Raw genomic sequence first — 15,261 nt, forward strand, 5'->3', positions numbered from 1 at the left:
GCCGCCGCACGAGCAGGCCGCCGCCGCCGCCCGCGCCCGCCGCAAAACCAAAGCGCAGCGGGCCAAAGAAGACGCCGAGCAAGCCGACCAGAAACAGCTCGAAACCAACGCCAAGACCATCTACCGCCAGCTGGCCCGCACCCACCACCCCGACCTGGAGCGCGACCCCGAAAAGCAAGCCGGCAAAACTGCCCAAATGCAACGCATCACGGAGGCCTACGAAGCCGATGACCTCTACACCCTGCTGCAGCTGCTGGCCGAATCGGGCCCGGCCGATGCTGATTCTGACGACGTGCTGGCCCGCTACACCCGCGCCCTGCTTCAGCAGCAAATCACCCTGAAACAGGAAATGAACGAGCTGAAATACGGCCCCGATGGCTTCGTGGGCACTTCCACCAAAAAGCAGGAACTGGAGCTGCGCCAGCTCAAACGCGACCTGCGCGCCGAGGCAGATTACGTGCAGCACGTGGCCCTGCTCATGCGGGAGCCGGACGGCTTGCGCGACGTACTCAGGCAGCTAGCCGCCGAAGGCTTGGGCAGCCTCTAGCGCGGCAGCTGCCAGTCCGGCGCCGGGTTTCGGTTGTAACTACTCATCCCCTGCGGGCTGGTTTTTGGCAATGTAGGCCAGCCGGCCGTCGGTGAATAAGTTGTGGAAGTACACCACGGCGATGGCAAAGACCACGGAAAACAAGCTGAGCAGCGCATTATAATAAACCGGTGCCAACAGCGAAAATCGAATAAATACCGTTATCAGCACGAATGCGGAATACCGAAAAATATCCGGGTAATGCAACGTGTACCGAAAGGCCACGAGCATAAACAGTAGGTCGCCAAAAATTAATATCATGTAAAACCGGTCCGCCGACTGCACCCAGTGGCTGCTGCTGAACATGTGGAAAACATCGTACCCGTACATGCCCAGCAGGGTAATGAGCACCAGCAGCGCAATGAATTGTTTCAGCAACACAAATTGCAGCTTATCGCCTTCCTGCGTGATAGAGCGGTGCCGCTGAATCCCGTAATACACCGAAAGCAGCAGGAAAACCAGCAGGGCGCCCACGCCATCGGATACCATTTTATACACCGATTCGAGCTGGCTTTGCAGGGGAATCTGGAAATTATAGTGCGAGAATTCTTTAAAAGAAGACCGCAGTAAAATCAGGCTCAAAATTTCAATCTGCTTGCCGATGGAATTGGCAATGGAGGCGGGAATAACAAATACCAGGCTCACCATTTCAAAAAACAGCAGCAGCGTAAACGATATTTCCACGGCCTGCAGAAAATGGACCCGCCCCCACATTCCCGGCAGAACCAACACGCCGGAATAATTGACCAAGGCCAACACCATGCTCAGGATAAACACCGTCACCAGCACCACACTCAGCACGTAAGCTGTTCGCTTACTTTCCCAAATGAGTTGCAGAGGCAAGTAAGTTGAGCGTACAATGCGAGCCAGCAGTAGCATAAGCGGCGGTTTGTCAGTTACAGGAATTTGTAATCCATATAGTTATTATTCACTAACAAGATTAAAAGCAAAAAAGCCAGCTATTCAGGTAAAAAACCTGAATAGCTGGCTTGGCGGGCAAAACCCTGTAAAACAAATTCTCACCCGGCGGCAGGCGCAACGGCCCGGCCCGGCAAGAAGCTGCCGCAATTGGCGGGCTTAGGCGCCTTTCGAGGCCAGAATATCTACCATTTCAATCTGGGGTGGGCTGGCCCACAAATCGGCGTGGGTGCCCAGGGCGGCGGCTACCTGGCCCGCGAGGTGGGCTTTGCGGCCGGCTTCGTCGGGGAAGGTGTCGAAAATACCGAACGTGGACGGGCCCAGGCGCAGGGCGTACCAGGTGGTGGTGGCGGGCTCAGCCTCCACAATGGGAAGGGCGCCGGCCAGAAAATCAGCAACGGTTTGTTCGTGGCCGGGCTTCACTTCGAGGCGGACCAACAGGGCTACTTTTACCATACGAGAAAGGTGTTAAGGGTGAATTTTCATCCACAACAAACGTAAAGTTGTTTTGGCTGCAAGCAGCGTGGCGACCTACGCAAGGAATGCCACGGCGGTTTGAATTACCTCGGCGTCGCGCAGAATGCGGTTGTGGCCCAGCCCCTGGGTGGCGTGAAACACCGCTCCGGGCCAGGCCGCCGCAATTTCCTGGCCTTCTGCATACGGAATAATTTCGTCGTCCTCATCGTGTAGCACCAGCACTTTTTCGGCGCCCATGCGCGGCCCAGCGACAGCCGCGGCAAACGAATCGGCCGGGCGGCCGGTGGTGCGCTGAATGTGCGTGGCAAACCGCCCCACCAGCCCGTGGGGCAAGCGCAGAAAATCGGCAAACCGTTCAGCAACCACCTGCAGCCCTTCCGGCGCGCTCATCAACACGAGGCGTGGCAGCACCGCCCCCGCCGGCAGCCGCACCGGCAGCCCTGCCACCGACGCCGCCCCAAACGAGTGCGCCACAATGGCCCGCACCTCACCCAACGTATTTATCACCGCTTGGATGGCCCCACCAAAATCGGTTAGCGTAACCTGCCGGCCACTCGAAGCGCCGTGTGCGGGGCCGTCCAGGGCTACCACACGGTAGCCAGCCGCCAGCAGCGGGCCCACCCAGGCCCCCCAAAAGCTGGCCCGATGCTCCCAGCCGTGCACCAGCAGCACGGCGGGCGCGGCGGCCGGGCCCCATTCGTACACGGCCACGGTGCCCGTTGCAGCTGCCACGGTACGGCGGGCAGCATCGGCCAAGGCCGGGGCTTCCCAGGCTTTGAGTGGCAGCCGGCGCGGCGTCACAAATAGCCCCCACGCCTGCCGGAACGCCAGCGTTGGGGCAATGGTCCACTTTAGCCACAATTGCCAACGCAGCAGACGCAGGCCAGGCGGCAGCATGTCTTTCAGAACTTTCGGGGCTTTGGCAGGCAAAATATCGGGCATGAAGAAGAAGTTTTGTAGCACACGCTTTAGCTTGTGCAGCGGCCGAATAGGATATAATATTATTTCCAGTAACCAATTGATAAATAAGCCAAAGCGCATGCTATGTCTCAGCTCAGCAGCTCTAGCCGTAGCTGGCCTAGTATCACCTGAAAAGGCATTTCATCGTGCACACGGGCTGTTTGCAGGGCTCCGGTGAGCGTGCTGAGGAGTTGCGTGGCTTTGGCGGCCGGGCTCCCCACAAAACGCAGTGCCCCGGTAGCCCGGCCTACGGCCAACACCTGCGCCAGCCACTCAGTCAATTCCCGGTTGAAGGTGCGCAGCTCCACCTGCATGGGGGCGGGCAAAGTCCGAAAATCAGCCGCTAATGCCCCAAAAAGGCACACTTGGCGGCTGTGCCCGAGGTGGGTATCATACACAGCAAACAGGGCTTCAAGCTGCTGATTCGAGGGCAAATCAGCAACGCGGGGCAGGTCGCGCCACTTGCGGAGGCGGCACAGCTGCCGGGCCACTATGGCCGTGCCGAGGTCGTCTTTGCTGGGGTAATGGTAGTGAATGGCCGCCGGCTTCACGCCCAGCTCTTTGGCCAAATGCTGGTAGCTGAAGGCATTGAAACCCCGCTCCAGCAGCAATTCCTCTGCTAGGTCGAGGATGCGCGTGCGAGTGTCGGGTGGCAATTTGGTAGCTGAGGAAGTTGACATGACAGGGCAAATATACTACTTACTTACTAATTAGTAAGTAAGTAGTATATGCACAAAAAAACCTTCCCTGTTATCAGGAAAGGCTCTGGCCGTTCTCAATCATTGTCGTAACTCCCGGCTATTCTTCCGGGTTGCGCCCCAGCGCATCCACGGCGGCCTGCACGGCCTCGGCCCGATAGGCCGGCGCGGTAGCGGGGGCTTTGAGCAGGCGCAACAGGCGTTGGTACTTCTGGCGGCCCTCAGTCAGCATTTGCTCGCTCACTTCAATCGTGAACACGCCGAAGGGCTCTACCTTTTGCACCCCAACTAGTAAAAACCGCTCGGCGCGCAGCGCGTCGGTGTAAAAAGCAGCTTGCCGGTCATAGTCGTAGGCCGAGCATTGCCAGAGGAAATGGTCGGCATCGCGGGCCATGGTGGTCTTAAAGTCGATGATGGTGAACGGTTGGTCGGGGTGGTCCACGATGAGGTCGGCGCGCAGCTTGCAGAGCGTGTCGGTGTCGGGTTCGGTAAATACCACGCTGGTTTCGGGCTGCCCCAGTGCCAGTAGCTCCGCCAGGCGGGCATCGAGCTTCACGCCTTCCACCAGCCACCACACCAGTGTATCGTTCAGGCCGGGCAAGCCGGGCACGTAGTCGGCTGGTTCGAGCAGGGCAGTGTGAAAAGCCGTCCCAAAGTTCAGGGCGCCCTCGTTGGAGTTGGTCTGGGGCCGCGGCGGCCGGCCGTCGAGCGCATCGCGCAGGCGCGAGAGGTCCGAGTTCGCAATGGCGGGCAGGGCGCGGTAGGTATCGTAGTCAAGACGCAGCAGGTCGGGGCGGCGGTAGGGAACGGCTGATTCGGGCATAGGTAATAAGGTAACAATTAAAAGCGCAGGATGGCTCCCCACGGGCACCCTGGCGGGCGGCAGGCGGCGGTGTCGGGCGCAGTTCCGTACTTCGGCTCAGCGGGTTGCACGCCCGGCTCTCAAAACCTCAATGCACCCCACCATGGCTTCCTGGATTCCATACGCCCTCCTGTCGGCATTGTTTGCGGCTCTCACGGCTATTTTCGCAAAAATCGGCATCCGAGGAGTCGACTCCGATTTGGCCACGGCCATTCGCACGGTGGTCATTTTGCTGCTGGCCTGGGCCATAGCCCTGGCACGCGGGGCCACAGCCGGCCTGCCAGACCTGTCGGGGCGCACCTGGGTTTTCCTGATGCTGTCGGGCCTGGCCACCGGCGCATCGTGGGTGTGCTACTTCCGGGCCCTTCAGTTGGGCCCCGTGAGCCAGGTGGCGCCGGTAGACAAGCTGAGCGTGGCGCTGGCCCTGCTGCTGGCGGTGGTGTTCTTAGGCGAAACCATTTCGGTGCGCGGCGCCGTCGGCGCCGGTCTTATTCTGGCCGGCACCGTGGTGCTGGTGTGGCGCTAGTACGCCTCTTTGCGCAAACCGAGGCGCGAAAGTTTGGCCAGACAGCATCCACGAACCACTGCTGGCGTTGCGCTAGTGCGCTACTCGTGCAAACAGCCGGCTTCCCTCCTTCCACCGTTGCGCTTTGCCCGCAATTTCGGCCAGCCCCAGGTTGTGGATGCTGCCCAGGTGCGTGGTTTGAAATTCGCGGTGCGGCACGTAACTACCGTCTTCCACGGCCCGGCCCACCTGCTGGTAGGCATCCCGAAACGGCACGCCGGCGATGATGAGTTGATTGATGTTTTCAACCGAAAAAATGGGGTCGTATTTGGCCTGTTCAATCACGCCGGGCTTAATCTTGATTTCGGGCAGCGCAAACAGCAATATATCGAGCAAATCCGCGAACTGCATCATGGGCCCAAACAGCAGCTCCTTCAGCAGCTGGAAGTCGCGGTGGTAGCCGCTGGGCAGGTTGCTGGTGGCTAGTATGATGTCGTTGGGCAATGCCTGCAGGCGGTTGGCGTGGGCACGCACCAGCTCAAACACGTCGGGGTTTTTCTTGTGCGGCATGATGCTGGAGCCCGTGGTGAACTCCTTGGGCAGCGTCACAAAGCCCAGGTCCTGACTGTTGTAGAGCACCAGGTCGTAGGCCAGCTTGCCCAGCGTGCCGGCCGCGCCGGCAATGGCAAAGGCCAGCGTTTTCTCGGTTTTGCCGCGCAGCATCTGCGCGCCCACGGCACTCACGGCTACGCTGCCAAAACCCATTTCCCGGGTGGTCATTTCGCGGTCGATGGGAAAGCTGCTGCCAAAGCCCGCGCCTGAACCAAGCGGGTTTTGGTCGGCCACGGCGTGCGCGGCTTCAAACAAGTTCAAGTCCAGCAGCAAATGCTCGGCATAAGCCGAAAACCACAGGCCGAAGCTGCTCGGCATGGCCGCCTGAAAGTGCGTGTAACCCGGTAGCAGGTCGTTTTTATGCGCCTCGGCCTGTTGCAGCAGCACCTCGGCCAGCGCCAGCATCTTTGTCGCAATCTGCTCGGTGTAGTCTTTTATAAATAGCTGAATGGCGGTCAGCACCTGGTCGTTGCGGGAGCGGGCGGTGTGAATTTTCTTGCCCGCATCCCCAAAATTCTCCGTTAGGTAATGCTCTATTTTCGAGTGCACATCCTCAAAATCAGCTTCAATCTGAAAAGTACCGGCGGCCACCTGCGCCACCAGCTCGTCGAGCCCACTGATGAGTTGCTGCCGTTCGGTTTCAGAAATCAAACCTGCCTGGGCCAGCATATTGGCCTGGGCTTTGGAGGCCAGCAGGTCGAAGGGCGCGAGGTACATATCCAATTCCCGGTCATGACCCACCGTAAATTTCTCAATGTTCTCATTAACCGAAAACCCTTTCTCCCAAATTTTCATAACGCACTACTTAAAACGTAAACCCAGCTAGTAATTCGATGTAATCCCGAATGCCGGCGCGTATTTCACTCAGCATAATATACTCGTCCGGTGTGTGCGAGCGGGCACTTTCTCCCGGCCCCATTTTCAGCGTCTCAAACGGCATCATGGACTGGTCGGAGAGCGTGGGAGAACCGTAAATCTGCTTGCCCATTGCTACCCCCCGGCGCACCAGCGGGTGACTTTCGCTGATGCTGCAAGAATTCAGATGCGTAGACCGCGGCGTAATTTCCGCCTGCACATTGGCCCGAATAACATCCAGAATTTCCTGGTTCTGGTACAGCTCGTTGGTGCGCACATCAACTACAAACTGGCAGCGGTCGGGCACCACGTTGTGTTGCGCGCCAGCCGCTATTTGCGTCACCGTCATTTTCACTGGTCCCAGCAACGGCGACACCCGCGGAAACTGATAGCACCGCAGCCACTCAATATCGTCCAGAGCTTTGTAGAGGGCGTTTTCACCTTCCTCGCGGGCGGCGTGGCCGGTTTTTCCGTGGGCGGTGGCGTCCAGCACCAGCAGGCCTTTTTCGGCAATGGCGAGGTTCATGCCCGTGGGTTCGCCCACAATTCCCAAGGCAATTTTCCCAAGTTGCGGCAGAATGCTTCTGATTCCGTTGCTACCCGAAATTTCTTCTTCGGCGGTAATCGCGCAAATTAAATTAAACGCATTTTCCTGACCCTGGAAATACAGGAAAACCACCAATAAGCTTACGGCCGAAGCGCCCGCATCATTACTGCCAAGGCCGACTAATTTATCGCCTTGCAGCACGGCTCCAAATGGGTCGTGCGTCCAGCCCACGCCGGGCTTCACCGTGTCGTGATGCGAATTGAGCAGGATAGTTGGCTTGTTGGCATCGAAGTGCGTGGAAGTAGCCCACACGTTATTCTGCTGCCGTTGCGCTGCTATACCATGCCCAATTAAAAACGCCTGAATCAGACCAGCCGTATCGGCTTCCTCCCGCGAAAACGACGGCGTTTTAATTAGCCGAATCAGTAAATCAACGGCCTCCGCGCTCAGTTGATTTATCAATTCAGACATAATGTGGTTTTCAGTGCGCCATCAATGTAGAGCGCGTGCTCAATAATTACTTTTTCTACCCCATACTGCAAGGCATCAAATGCATTTTCTAATTTAGGTAGCATGCCATCGGCAATTATTCCACTTTCTTTTAATTCAGCGTAATCAACCAGGGTAATGGTGGGGATAACTGATTTTTCATCAATAATGTCGGCCAATACGCCGTGTTTTTCGAAGCAAAAATGCAGTTCCACCGCATATTGCCGGCTCAGGGCTTTGGCCAGCGATGCGGCAATGGTGTCAGCGTTAGTATTCAGCAATTGGCCCTGGCCGTCGTGGTTAATCGCGCAGAATACAGGTGTTAATCCCATCTCCAGAAACTGGCGCACCATATCGGCATTAATGCTCTCCTCGCTCAAATCCCCCACAAAGCCGTAGTCAACTTCCCGTACCGGGCGCTTGGCAGCCAGAATCACGTTACCGTCGGCCCCGCTGAGCCCCAAGGCATTAACTCCGGCACCCTGGAGGGCGGCCACTATTTGCTTGTTGGTTTTGCCCGCGTAAAACATCGTCACAATGTCGAGCGCCGCAGCGTCGGTGATGCGGCGTCCGTGCAGCAGGCGCGGCATGATGCCCAGCCGGGCCATCATTTCGCTGGCGCCTTTGCCACCGCCGTGCACCAGTATTTTGGGGCCGCTCACATTGGCAAACAGGAGCAGGAATTCCTGCAAATCGGACGCGTTGTCGATGATGCCGCCGCCAATCTTATAAATTTTCAACGCCGCTTTCATTTTTTTCTTCACAGTCCAGCAAACCCAACAGTAAAAAGCACTGATTTCAAAAAACACCTGGGAAATGTTGCAGGCAAAAGTAGGGGCTTTTAGCTTTGCAGCAGAATTGAACCTCTTGATTCAGCCGTTCGTTACAGCGCCGAATCGATAGTTACCCGTCATGACCCGCTACTTTTCCACGTCTTCAGTACTCCCTCCGGCCATTCGGCTGAGTGTGGCAGGCGTGTGCAAAACGGCTTGCGCCCTGGTACGACGACCCTAGCGGCTTCAGCAGCCGCATGTTGGCCCTTGGCCATCCCCTTTGAGCCGGGCTAGTATCCGCTCTACTTACAGACAGGTTTGGGCTTTAGCAGGAATCACGCGGGAGAAACGCGTGGCCCGGACAGCCGCGCATCTATCCCTAAGTTTTTATAAATCAATGATAATTCGGGTTGCAACAGCAGCGGACGCGCAGTACGCTGAACAATTATGCCAATGGTACGTCGAGTCGGCCAAAACGAGGGGCACCGGCATCGCCAAGCGCGAGCCAGACTATGTGGCCCGCAAAATGGCCAGCGGCGACAGCATCATTGCCTTTGTGAACGGCGAGTTAGCGGGCTTTTGCTACATCGAAATCTTTGATGATAAGACGTTTGTGGTGAATTCGGGCCTGATTGTGAACGCCGAAATCCGTAAGGGCGGCGTGGGGAAGGCCATCAAACAGGCCGTGTTCGACCTGTCGCGCAGCAAGTACCCGCAGGCCAAGATTTTCGGTATCACCACCAGCCTGGCCGTAATGAAAATCAACACCGACCTGGGCTACGAACCCGTCACGTTCTCGGAACTGACCACCAGCGAAGACTTCTGGAAGGGCTGCAAAAGTTGCAAGAACTACAGCATTCTGATGGAGAACGAGCGCAAGCTGTGCCTTTGCACTGGCATGCTCTACGACACGCCCGAGAAGCAGCTGGTGCAACTGCAGGTGCCCGATTTTGCTGTTGCTATAAGTTCGCCTAACTCTGGCGCGGCCGGTTAGACCTGTGCGGTAAGCTTTAGCTTGCCGTGCTCCGAATACGAAGCCTAACTCACCATTTATCCAACGGCAAGCTAAAGCTTACCTCACACCGATAATGAAGAAAAAAGCCATTCTCGCCTATAGTGGCGGCCTCGACACCTCGTTTTGCGCCGTGTATCTGTCACGCGACCTCGACCTGGAAGTGCACACTGTCATCGTCAATTCGGGCGGCTTCACAGCCGAGGAGTTGGCCGCCATCGAGAAGCGGGCCTACGAATTGGGCTCGGTAAAGCACGAGGTAATTGACGTGACTACGCGCTTTTACCAGAATTGCCTGCGCTACCTGCTGTTCGGCAACGTGCTGAAAAACGACACCTACCCACTGAGCGTGAGCGCCGAGCGCATGTTCCAGTCGCTGGCCATTGCCGAGTACGCCCGCGCCAACGAGGCCGACTACATCGTACACGGCAGCACCGGGGCCGGCAACGACCAGGTGCGTTTCGACGTGGCTTTCTCAGTAATTTCGCCTAAAACCGAGATTCTAACGCCCATCCGCGACCTGAAACTATCGCGCCAGGCCGAGATTGAATACCTGCAAAAACAGGGCTTCGAAATGAGCTGGGAAAAGGCGAAATATTCCATCAACAAAGGCATCTGGGGCACCAGCGTGGGCGGCGTCGAAACGCTGACTTCGCACGAAGCTTTGCCGGAAAGCGCCTACCCGTCGCAGTTGCAGCGGCAGGATTCAGAACTTGTGGAAATCACCTTCGAACGCGGTGAACCCGTGGCCCTGAATGGCGAAACGATGGACCCGGTAGCCCTGATTCAGAAGCTGAACGAGCTGGGCTCGGCCTTCGCCATCGGCCGCGACACGCACGTAGGCGATACTATTCTGGGCATCAAGGGCCGGGTGGGTTTTGAGGCGCCCGCACCACTCATCCTCATTAAGGCGCACCACTTGCTGGAGAAGCACACCAGCACCCGCTGGCAACTGCTGCACAAGGACTACATCGCCAACTGGTACGGCACGCTGCTGCATGAGGCGCAATACCTCGACCCGGTGATGCGCGACATGGAAGCCTTCCTGGAATCGTCGCAAAGCCACGTTTCGGGCAAGGTATTCGTGCAGCTTCGCCCCTACCGGTTTGAGTTGCTTGGCATCGAATCCAAATACGATATGATGCAGTCGAAAGTGGCCACGTATGGCGAGGAAAACAACGCCTGGGACGCGCGGGATGCGCGGGGCTTCATCAAGATTTTTGGCAACCAGCTGAAAATTAGCGCCAGCCTACACGATGAAAATTAAGGCCGGCATCGTGGGCGGAGCTGGCTACACGGCCGGCGAGCTGATTCGCATTCTGCTGCACCACGAGTTTGTGGCGTTGGGCGGCATCGTGAGTTCCTCGAACGCGGGCAACCCCGTGCACCAGGTGCACGACGACCTCGTGGGCGAAATCGACCTGGTTTTCGCCTCCGAGCTGGCTGGCGATGAGGACGTAGTGTTTCTATGCTTGGGCCACGGCAATTCCAAAGCTTGGCTGCACAAAAACACCCTGCCTGAAACCACGCACATCATCGACCTGAGCAACGATTTCCGCCTGACGGCCGATGCTGAGTTTGCAGGCCGCGAATTCATCTACGGCCTGCCGGAGTTGAACCGAAGTCGCATTCAACAAGCGCAGAGCATTGCCAATCCCGGCTGCTTCGCCACGGCCATTCAGTTGGCGCTGCTGCCGCTAGCCCGGGCCGGCCGGCTCACCGACGACATCCACGTGTCGGCCATTACCGGCTCGACCGGCGCGGGCCAGGGCCTGTCAGAAACGGTGCATTTCTCGTGGCGCAGCAACAACGTATCCATTTACAAGCCCTTCACGCACCAGCACCTCGGCGAAATCAGCGAGAGTCTGGCGCAGCTACAGCCGCAATCAGATGCTGAGATTCACTTCATCCCCTACCGCGGCAATTTCGCGCGGGGCATTTTCGCCAGCGTCTACACGCCCTCGGATTTGACGCAGGACGAAGCGCGAGCGCTGTACAAGAAGTTTTATGCCGACGCGCCGTTCACCACGGTTTCGGACCAGGAAATTCATTTGAAGCAGGTGGTAAATACAAACAAATGCCTGCTGCACGTACAGAAACAGGGCAAGCAATTATTAATTACCTCGGTCATTGATAATCTGGTGAAAGGCGCATCGGGCCAGGCGGTGCAGAACATGAATCTGCTGTTCGGCCTACCGGAAACGACGGGGTTGAACTTAAAAGCAGGGCTTCTATAATAAAACGGAACAGTCATGCTGAGCGAAGCCGAAGCATCTCTACCGCTTCGTTATAGTACTTACCCAACGAAGCGGTAGAGCTGCTTCGGCAAGCTCAGCATGACGCTCTTATTTTAACTACGCTCTGACACCGTCACTACATGGACCTCTTCAACGTTTACCCACTCGTCAATATCACGCCCGTTCGTGCCCTCGGCGCGAAACTCTGGGACGACCAGGGCCAGGAGTACCTGGATTTCTACGGCGGCCACGCCGTGATTTCCATCGGCCACAGCCACCCGCACTACGTGCAGCGCCTAATAGCGCAGCTGCAAAACATCGGCTTCTACTCCAACTCGGTGCAGATTCCGATTCAGCGCGAGCTAGCCGAGAAGCTGGGCCGCGTGTCGGGCTACCCGGATTACTCGCTGTTTCTGTGCAACTCCGGGGCTGAGGCCAACGAGAATGCGCTGAAGCTAGCATCGTTCCACACCGGCAAAAAGCGGGTCATCGCCTTTCGGGGCGCGTTTCACGGCCGCACCTCAGGTGCGGTGGCCGCCACCGACATCCCCAAAATAGTAGCGCCCTTCAACGCCGACCACGCCATTTCCTTCGTCGAGTACGACTTAAAAGCGGTGGCCGAAATCCTGCGCGGCGGCGATGTCTGCGCCGTGATTATCGAGCCGATTCAGGGCGTGGGCGGCATCATCCGGCCTTCCGATGATTTCCTGCAAGGCCTCTCGCTGCTGTGCGGCGCGCACAACGCCCTGCTGATTGCCGACGAGGTGCAGAGCGGCTACGGCCGCAGCGGTAAGTTTTTTGCCCACCGGCACGCCGGCATCCGCCCCGATATCATTGCCGTGGCCAAGGGCATGGGCAACGGCTTCCCCATCGGCGGCATTCTGATTGCGCCCACACTGGAAGCCTCCTACGGCCTGCTGGGCACCACTTTCGGCGGCAACCACCTGGCCTGCGCTGCCGCCTTGGCCGTGCTCGAAGTCATTGAGGATGAATGCTTATTAGTTCATGTTACCGAAATGGGCGACTACCTGCGTCAGGAATTGGAAGCCCATGCCGGGGCCGTAGAAATTCGCGGGCGGGGGTTGATGGTGGGCATTAAATATGACTTCCCAATCAAGGAAATCCGCGACAAGCTGCTGACGGAACACCACATTTTCGTGGGCAACGCCTCGGACCCCACGGTGCTCCGGCTGCTGCCGCCGCTGAACATCACGAAGGCGGAGGTTGACCGGTTTTTGGTGGCTTTGTATGAGCTGGTTTCCGTGACGGCCTGACGTTGCGCCTCACCCCTAGCCCCTCTCCGAAAAGGAGAGGAGGACTAGCTTCTAGTTTTTAGTCTTAGCTTTTCTCGCCCGCGCCGCCGTGGCTCCCCTCTCCTTTTCGGAGAGGGGCCGGGGGTGAGGCGCAACGCCAAAACGACTAGCATATGGAACCTGCCGATAAATACCTGCCCCAAGACAAAATCTTCACGGCCGATAAAAAGCAGTACGCCCGGCTAGACCTAAAAGAACGCGCCCGAGCCATGCGCAAAGAAGCTACGCCCGCCGAAGCGCAACTGTGGCAACTCCTGCGCGGCAACCAGCTTGGCGTAAAATTCCGCCGCCAACACAGCATCGACCGATACATCGTAGACTTCATGTGTCTCTCGCACAAGCTCATTGTAGAACTAGACGGAGCCGGCCACCTCGAACCCGACCAAGCCGACTACGACAACGGCCGCACCGCCTACCTCCAGGAATTAGGCTACCGCATCCTCCGCTTCTCCAACGAGCAAACCCTCAACCTCCCTCGCCGCGTCCTAGCCACCATCAAAGCCAACCTCTAACCCCCAAACCCCACCCCAACAGAACACTCCCCCTCTCCTTTTCGGAGAGGGGGCCGGGGGGTGAGGCGCAACGCCCGCAAAATGCCACAAGTAACCCTAACCCTCTCCGACGGCACCGCCATCACCGGCGAATCCTTCGGGGCCTTCACCTCCGCCGCCGGCGAAGTCGTGTTCAGCACGGCCATGACCGGCTACCCCGAAAACCTCACCGATGCTTCCTTCGCCGGCCAGATTCTGGTGCTCACCACCCCGATGGTAGGCAACTACGGCGTGCCCGGCGAGGACCTGTACGAGTCGATTTCGACCATTTTCGAGTCCGACAAAATCCACATTGCCGGGCTCGTGGTGAACTACTACTCCGAGGAGCACAGCCACTGGAACGCCGCCAAAAGCCTCGGCGACTGGCTGAAGGAGTACAACATCCCCGGCATCTGCGGCGTCGATACCCGCATGCTCACCAAGAAGCTGCGCGAGGAAGGCGCGATGCTGGGCAAAATCGTGGCCGAGGACGACGTGCCCTTCCACGACCCCAACCTCGACAACCTGGTGGCGCAGGTGAGCCAGCCCGGCGTGGAGCACTTTGGCAGCGGCCAGCACAAAATCGTGCTCGTGGACTGCGGCACCAAAACCAACATCATCCGCTGCTTTTTGGAGCGCGACGTGGAGCTGATTCGCGTGCCCTGGGACTACGATTTCACGACCCTGGCCTACGACGGCCTGTTTTTGAGCAACGGCCCCGGCGACCCCAAAATGTGCGAGGCCACCATCCGGCACCTGCAAAAAGCCCTGGTCCAGGACAAGCCCATTTTCGGCATCTGCCTGGGCTCCCAGCTCATGGGCCTGGCGGCGGGCGGCGACACGTTCAAGCTGAAATACGGCCACCGCAGCCACAACCAACCCGTGAAGCTCACCGGCACCCAGCGCTGCTACATCACCAGCCAGAACCACGGCTTCGCGGTGGATACCGAAACGCTACCCGCCGGGTGGCAGATGCTGTTCGAGAACCTGAACGACGGCACCTGCGAAGGCATCAAGCACACGTCCAAACCGTTCTTCTCCACCCAGTTCCACCCCGAAGCCGCCGGCGGGCCGCAGGATACAGAGTTTCTGTTTGATGACTTTTTGAAAGCGGTGGTGGTGTATAAGAACGGCAAGTAGAAGAACGTCATGCTGAGCGGAGCGCAGCGAAGTCGAAGCATCTCTACCGCTTCGTTGGGGTAGTAATTAAATTTCAACAATTCCAATCTAAAAATCATGTTTAGTCGAGGCGCTCACAGCTACCCTGTTCCTAGTTTTTTGACTGAGCAAGGAATTTCGCAGCATACATATGGCAAATGGCTTGATAAGGCAACCGCAGCCATTACAAAGCGCGACAGAGTGCGTCTTAAGCCTGCAATTATATTAGACTTGTTGCAGCGGCCTAGGCAATGAATAGTGTGGATATTTGAGCATGAAAATCTCCGTTCAAGACTTGAAAACACCTCGTCAATGGCGTTCTGCGTTGGGGTGTGATGCCCATCATTTCGAGCAACTTCTGGCGGTATTCCAGCGGGCCTATGCGGCGTTGCACGAGATGCAACTCGCTGAAAGGATGGTCATTCATCCCGCTGGAACGCGCATGAAGGATGAGGAAGATTTGCTTTTCTTCACCCTGTTTAGTTGCAAATCAGGACTGACTTATGACGTGCTGGGATTGGTCTGTGGCCTGGACGGGGCCACGGCCAAGCGCCGACAAGACGAAGGCTTAGCCGTGCTGCGGGAAGCACTCCGTTTGGCGGGTTGTTTGCCGGAACGCGAATTTCAATCCCCCGCCGAGTTGCAGCGCTATTTTTCTAAACGGCGGGCCGTGCTCGTCGATGCCACCGAATTCGCTACCCAACGACCAGCGGAAAAAACCGCGCAAAA

17 protein-coding genes are annotated in these 15,261 nt (G+C 57.7%); 9 read left to right on the forward strand and 8 right to left on the reverse strand.

What is annotated here, in order from left to right; all coding sequences use genetic code 11:
- A partial coding sequence (locus GM79_RS25465) for a J domain-containing protein (protein ID WP_235184056.1) occupies positions 1–547 on the forward strand: 547 nt, incomplete at its 5' end.
- Between the two features lie 39 nt (positions 548–586).
- On the opposite strand, the gene GM79_RS12425 is transcribed toward GM79_RS25465, so the two are convergent.
- The 5 genes from GM79_RS12425 to GM79_RS23095 all read right to left on the reverse strand — a co-directional run bounded on the left by GM79_RS12425 (position 587) and on the right by GM79_RS23095 (position 4,462).
- The gene (locus tag GM79_RS12425; protein ID WP_035564322.1) at positions 587–1,465 is read right to left on the reverse strand and encodes a hypothetical protein; all 879 of its coding nucleotides are present in this window, start codon (positions 1,463–1,465) and stop codon (positions 587–589) included.
- Positions 1,466–1,663: 198 nt separating this feature from the next.
- On the reverse strand, positions 1,664–1,960 hold the full coding sequence (locus GM79_RS12430) for a putative quinol monooxygenase (protein ID WP_035564324.1): 297 nt from the start codon (positions 1,958–1,960) through the stop codon (positions 1,664–1,666).
- 75 nt (positions 1,961–2,035) lie between these two features.
- The gene (locus tag GM79_RS23090; protein ID WP_161787168.1) at positions 2,036–2,923 is read right to left on the reverse strand and encodes an alpha/beta fold hydrolase; all 888 of its coding nucleotides are present in this window, start codon (positions 2,921–2,923) and stop codon (positions 2,036–2,038) included.
- A 107-nt stretch (positions 2,924–3,030) separates the two neighbouring features.
- The gene (locus GM79_RS12440; protein ID WP_035564326.1) at positions 3,031–3,621 is read right to left on the reverse strand and encodes a TetR/AcrR family transcriptional regulator; all 591 of its coding nucleotides are present in this window, start codon (positions 3,619–3,621) and stop codon (positions 3,031–3,033) included.
- A gap of 118 nt (positions 3,622–3,739) precedes the next feature.
- Positions 3,740–4,462: a PD-(D/E)XK nuclease-like domain-containing protein gene (locus GM79_RS23095; RefSeq protein WP_051718841.1), complete on the reverse strand. Its 723-nt coding sequence runs from the start codon at positions 4,460–4,462 to the stop codon at positions 3,740–3,742.
- Between the two features lie 142 nt (positions 4,463–4,604).
- On the opposite strand from GM79_RS23095, the gene GM79_RS12450 reads away from it, so the two are divergent.
- Positions 4,605–5,027 (forward strand): EamA family transporter, encoded by a 423-nt coding sequence (locus GM79_RS12450; RefSeq protein ID WP_035564350.1) that lies wholly within the window; start codon positions 4,605–4,607, stop codon positions 5,025–5,027.
- A 72-nt stretch (positions 5,028–5,099) separates the two neighbouring features.
- Here the strand turns inward: GM79_RS12450 and argH are convergent, their stop codons facing one another.
- Genes argH through argB form a run of 3 tightly spaced genes read right to left on the reverse strand, consistent with a single transcriptional unit; the run spans position 5,100 to position 8,273 of the window.
- The gene (gene argH, locus GM79_RS12455; RefSeq protein WP_035564327.1) at positions 5,100–6,413 is read right to left on the reverse strand and encodes an argininosuccinate lyase; all 1,314 of its coding nucleotides are present in this window, start codon (positions 6,411–6,413) and stop codon (positions 5,100–5,102) included.
- 10 nt (positions 6,414–6,423) lie between these two features.
- Complete coding sequence (locus GM79_RS12460; RefSeq protein ID WP_035564329.1) at positions 6,424–7,491, reverse strand: M20 family metallo-hydrolase; 1,068 nt, start codon at positions 7,489–7,491, stop codon at positions 6,424–6,426.
- Positions 7,479–8,273, reverse strand: coding sequence for an acetylglutamate kinase (gene argB / locus GM79_RS12465; RefSeq protein WP_316930112.1), 795 nt, complete (start codon positions 8,271–8,273; stop codon positions 7,479–7,481). Before argB ends, GM79_RS12460 begins: the two co-directional genes overlap by 13 nt.
- Before the next feature lie 406 nt (positions 8,274–8,679).
- On the opposite strand from argB, the gene GM79_RS12470 reads away from it, so the two are divergent.
- The 7 genes from GM79_RS12470 to GM79_RS12500 form a co-directional block, all read left to right on the forward strand.
- Entirely contained in the window at positions 8,680–9,276 is a 597-nt protein-coding gene (locus GM79_RS12470) for a GNAT family N-acetyltransferase (protein WP_051718842.1), read from the forward strand.
- A gap of 94 nt (positions 9,277–9,370) precedes the next feature.
- A complete protein-coding gene (gene argG / locus GM79_RS12475) occupies positions 9,371–10,561 on the forward strand; it encodes an argininosuccinate synthase (protein ID WP_035564335.1) in 1,191 nt (396 codons plus the stop codon).
- Positions 10,551–11,531 carry an N-acetyl-gamma-glutamyl-phosphate reductase gene (gene argC / locus GM79_RS12480; protein ID WP_035564337.1) on the forward strand — a complete coding sequence of 327 codons (981 nt, stop codon included), beginning with the start codon at positions 10,551–10,553 and terminating at the stop codon, positions 11,529–11,531. Before argG ends, argC begins: the two co-directional genes overlap by 11 nt.
- A 140-nt stretch (positions 11,532–11,671) precedes the next feature.
- Positions 11,672–12,805 carry an aspartate aminotransferase family protein gene (locus tag GM79_RS12485; RefSeq protein WP_035564339.1) on the forward strand — a complete coding sequence of 378 codons (1,134 nt, stop codon included), beginning with the start codon at positions 11,672–11,674 and terminating at the stop codon, positions 12,803–12,805.
- 152 nt (positions 12,806–12,957) lie between these two features.
- Entirely contained in the window at positions 12,958–13,356 is a 399-nt protein-coding gene (locus GM79_RS12490) for an endonuclease domain-containing protein (protein WP_035564341.1), read from the forward strand.
- Between the two features lie 81 nt (positions 13,357–13,437).
- Positions 13,438–14,514: a glutamine-hydrolyzing carbamoyl-phosphate synthase small subunit gene (gene carA / locus GM79_RS12495; RefSeq protein WP_035564355.1), complete on the forward strand. Its 1,077-nt coding sequence runs from the start codon at positions 13,438–13,440 to the stop codon at positions 14,512–14,514.
- A 292-nt stretch (positions 14,515–14,806) separates the two neighbouring features.
- The coding region (locus GM79_RS12500) for a hypothetical protein (RefSeq protein ID WP_035561203.1) at positions 14,807–15,261 on the forward strand (455 nt) is incomplete at its 3' end.

Source organism: Hymenobacter sp. IS2118, assembly GCF_000715495.1.
GTDB lineage: Bacteria > Bacteroidota > Bacteroidia > Cytophagales > Hymenobacteraceae > Hymenobacter.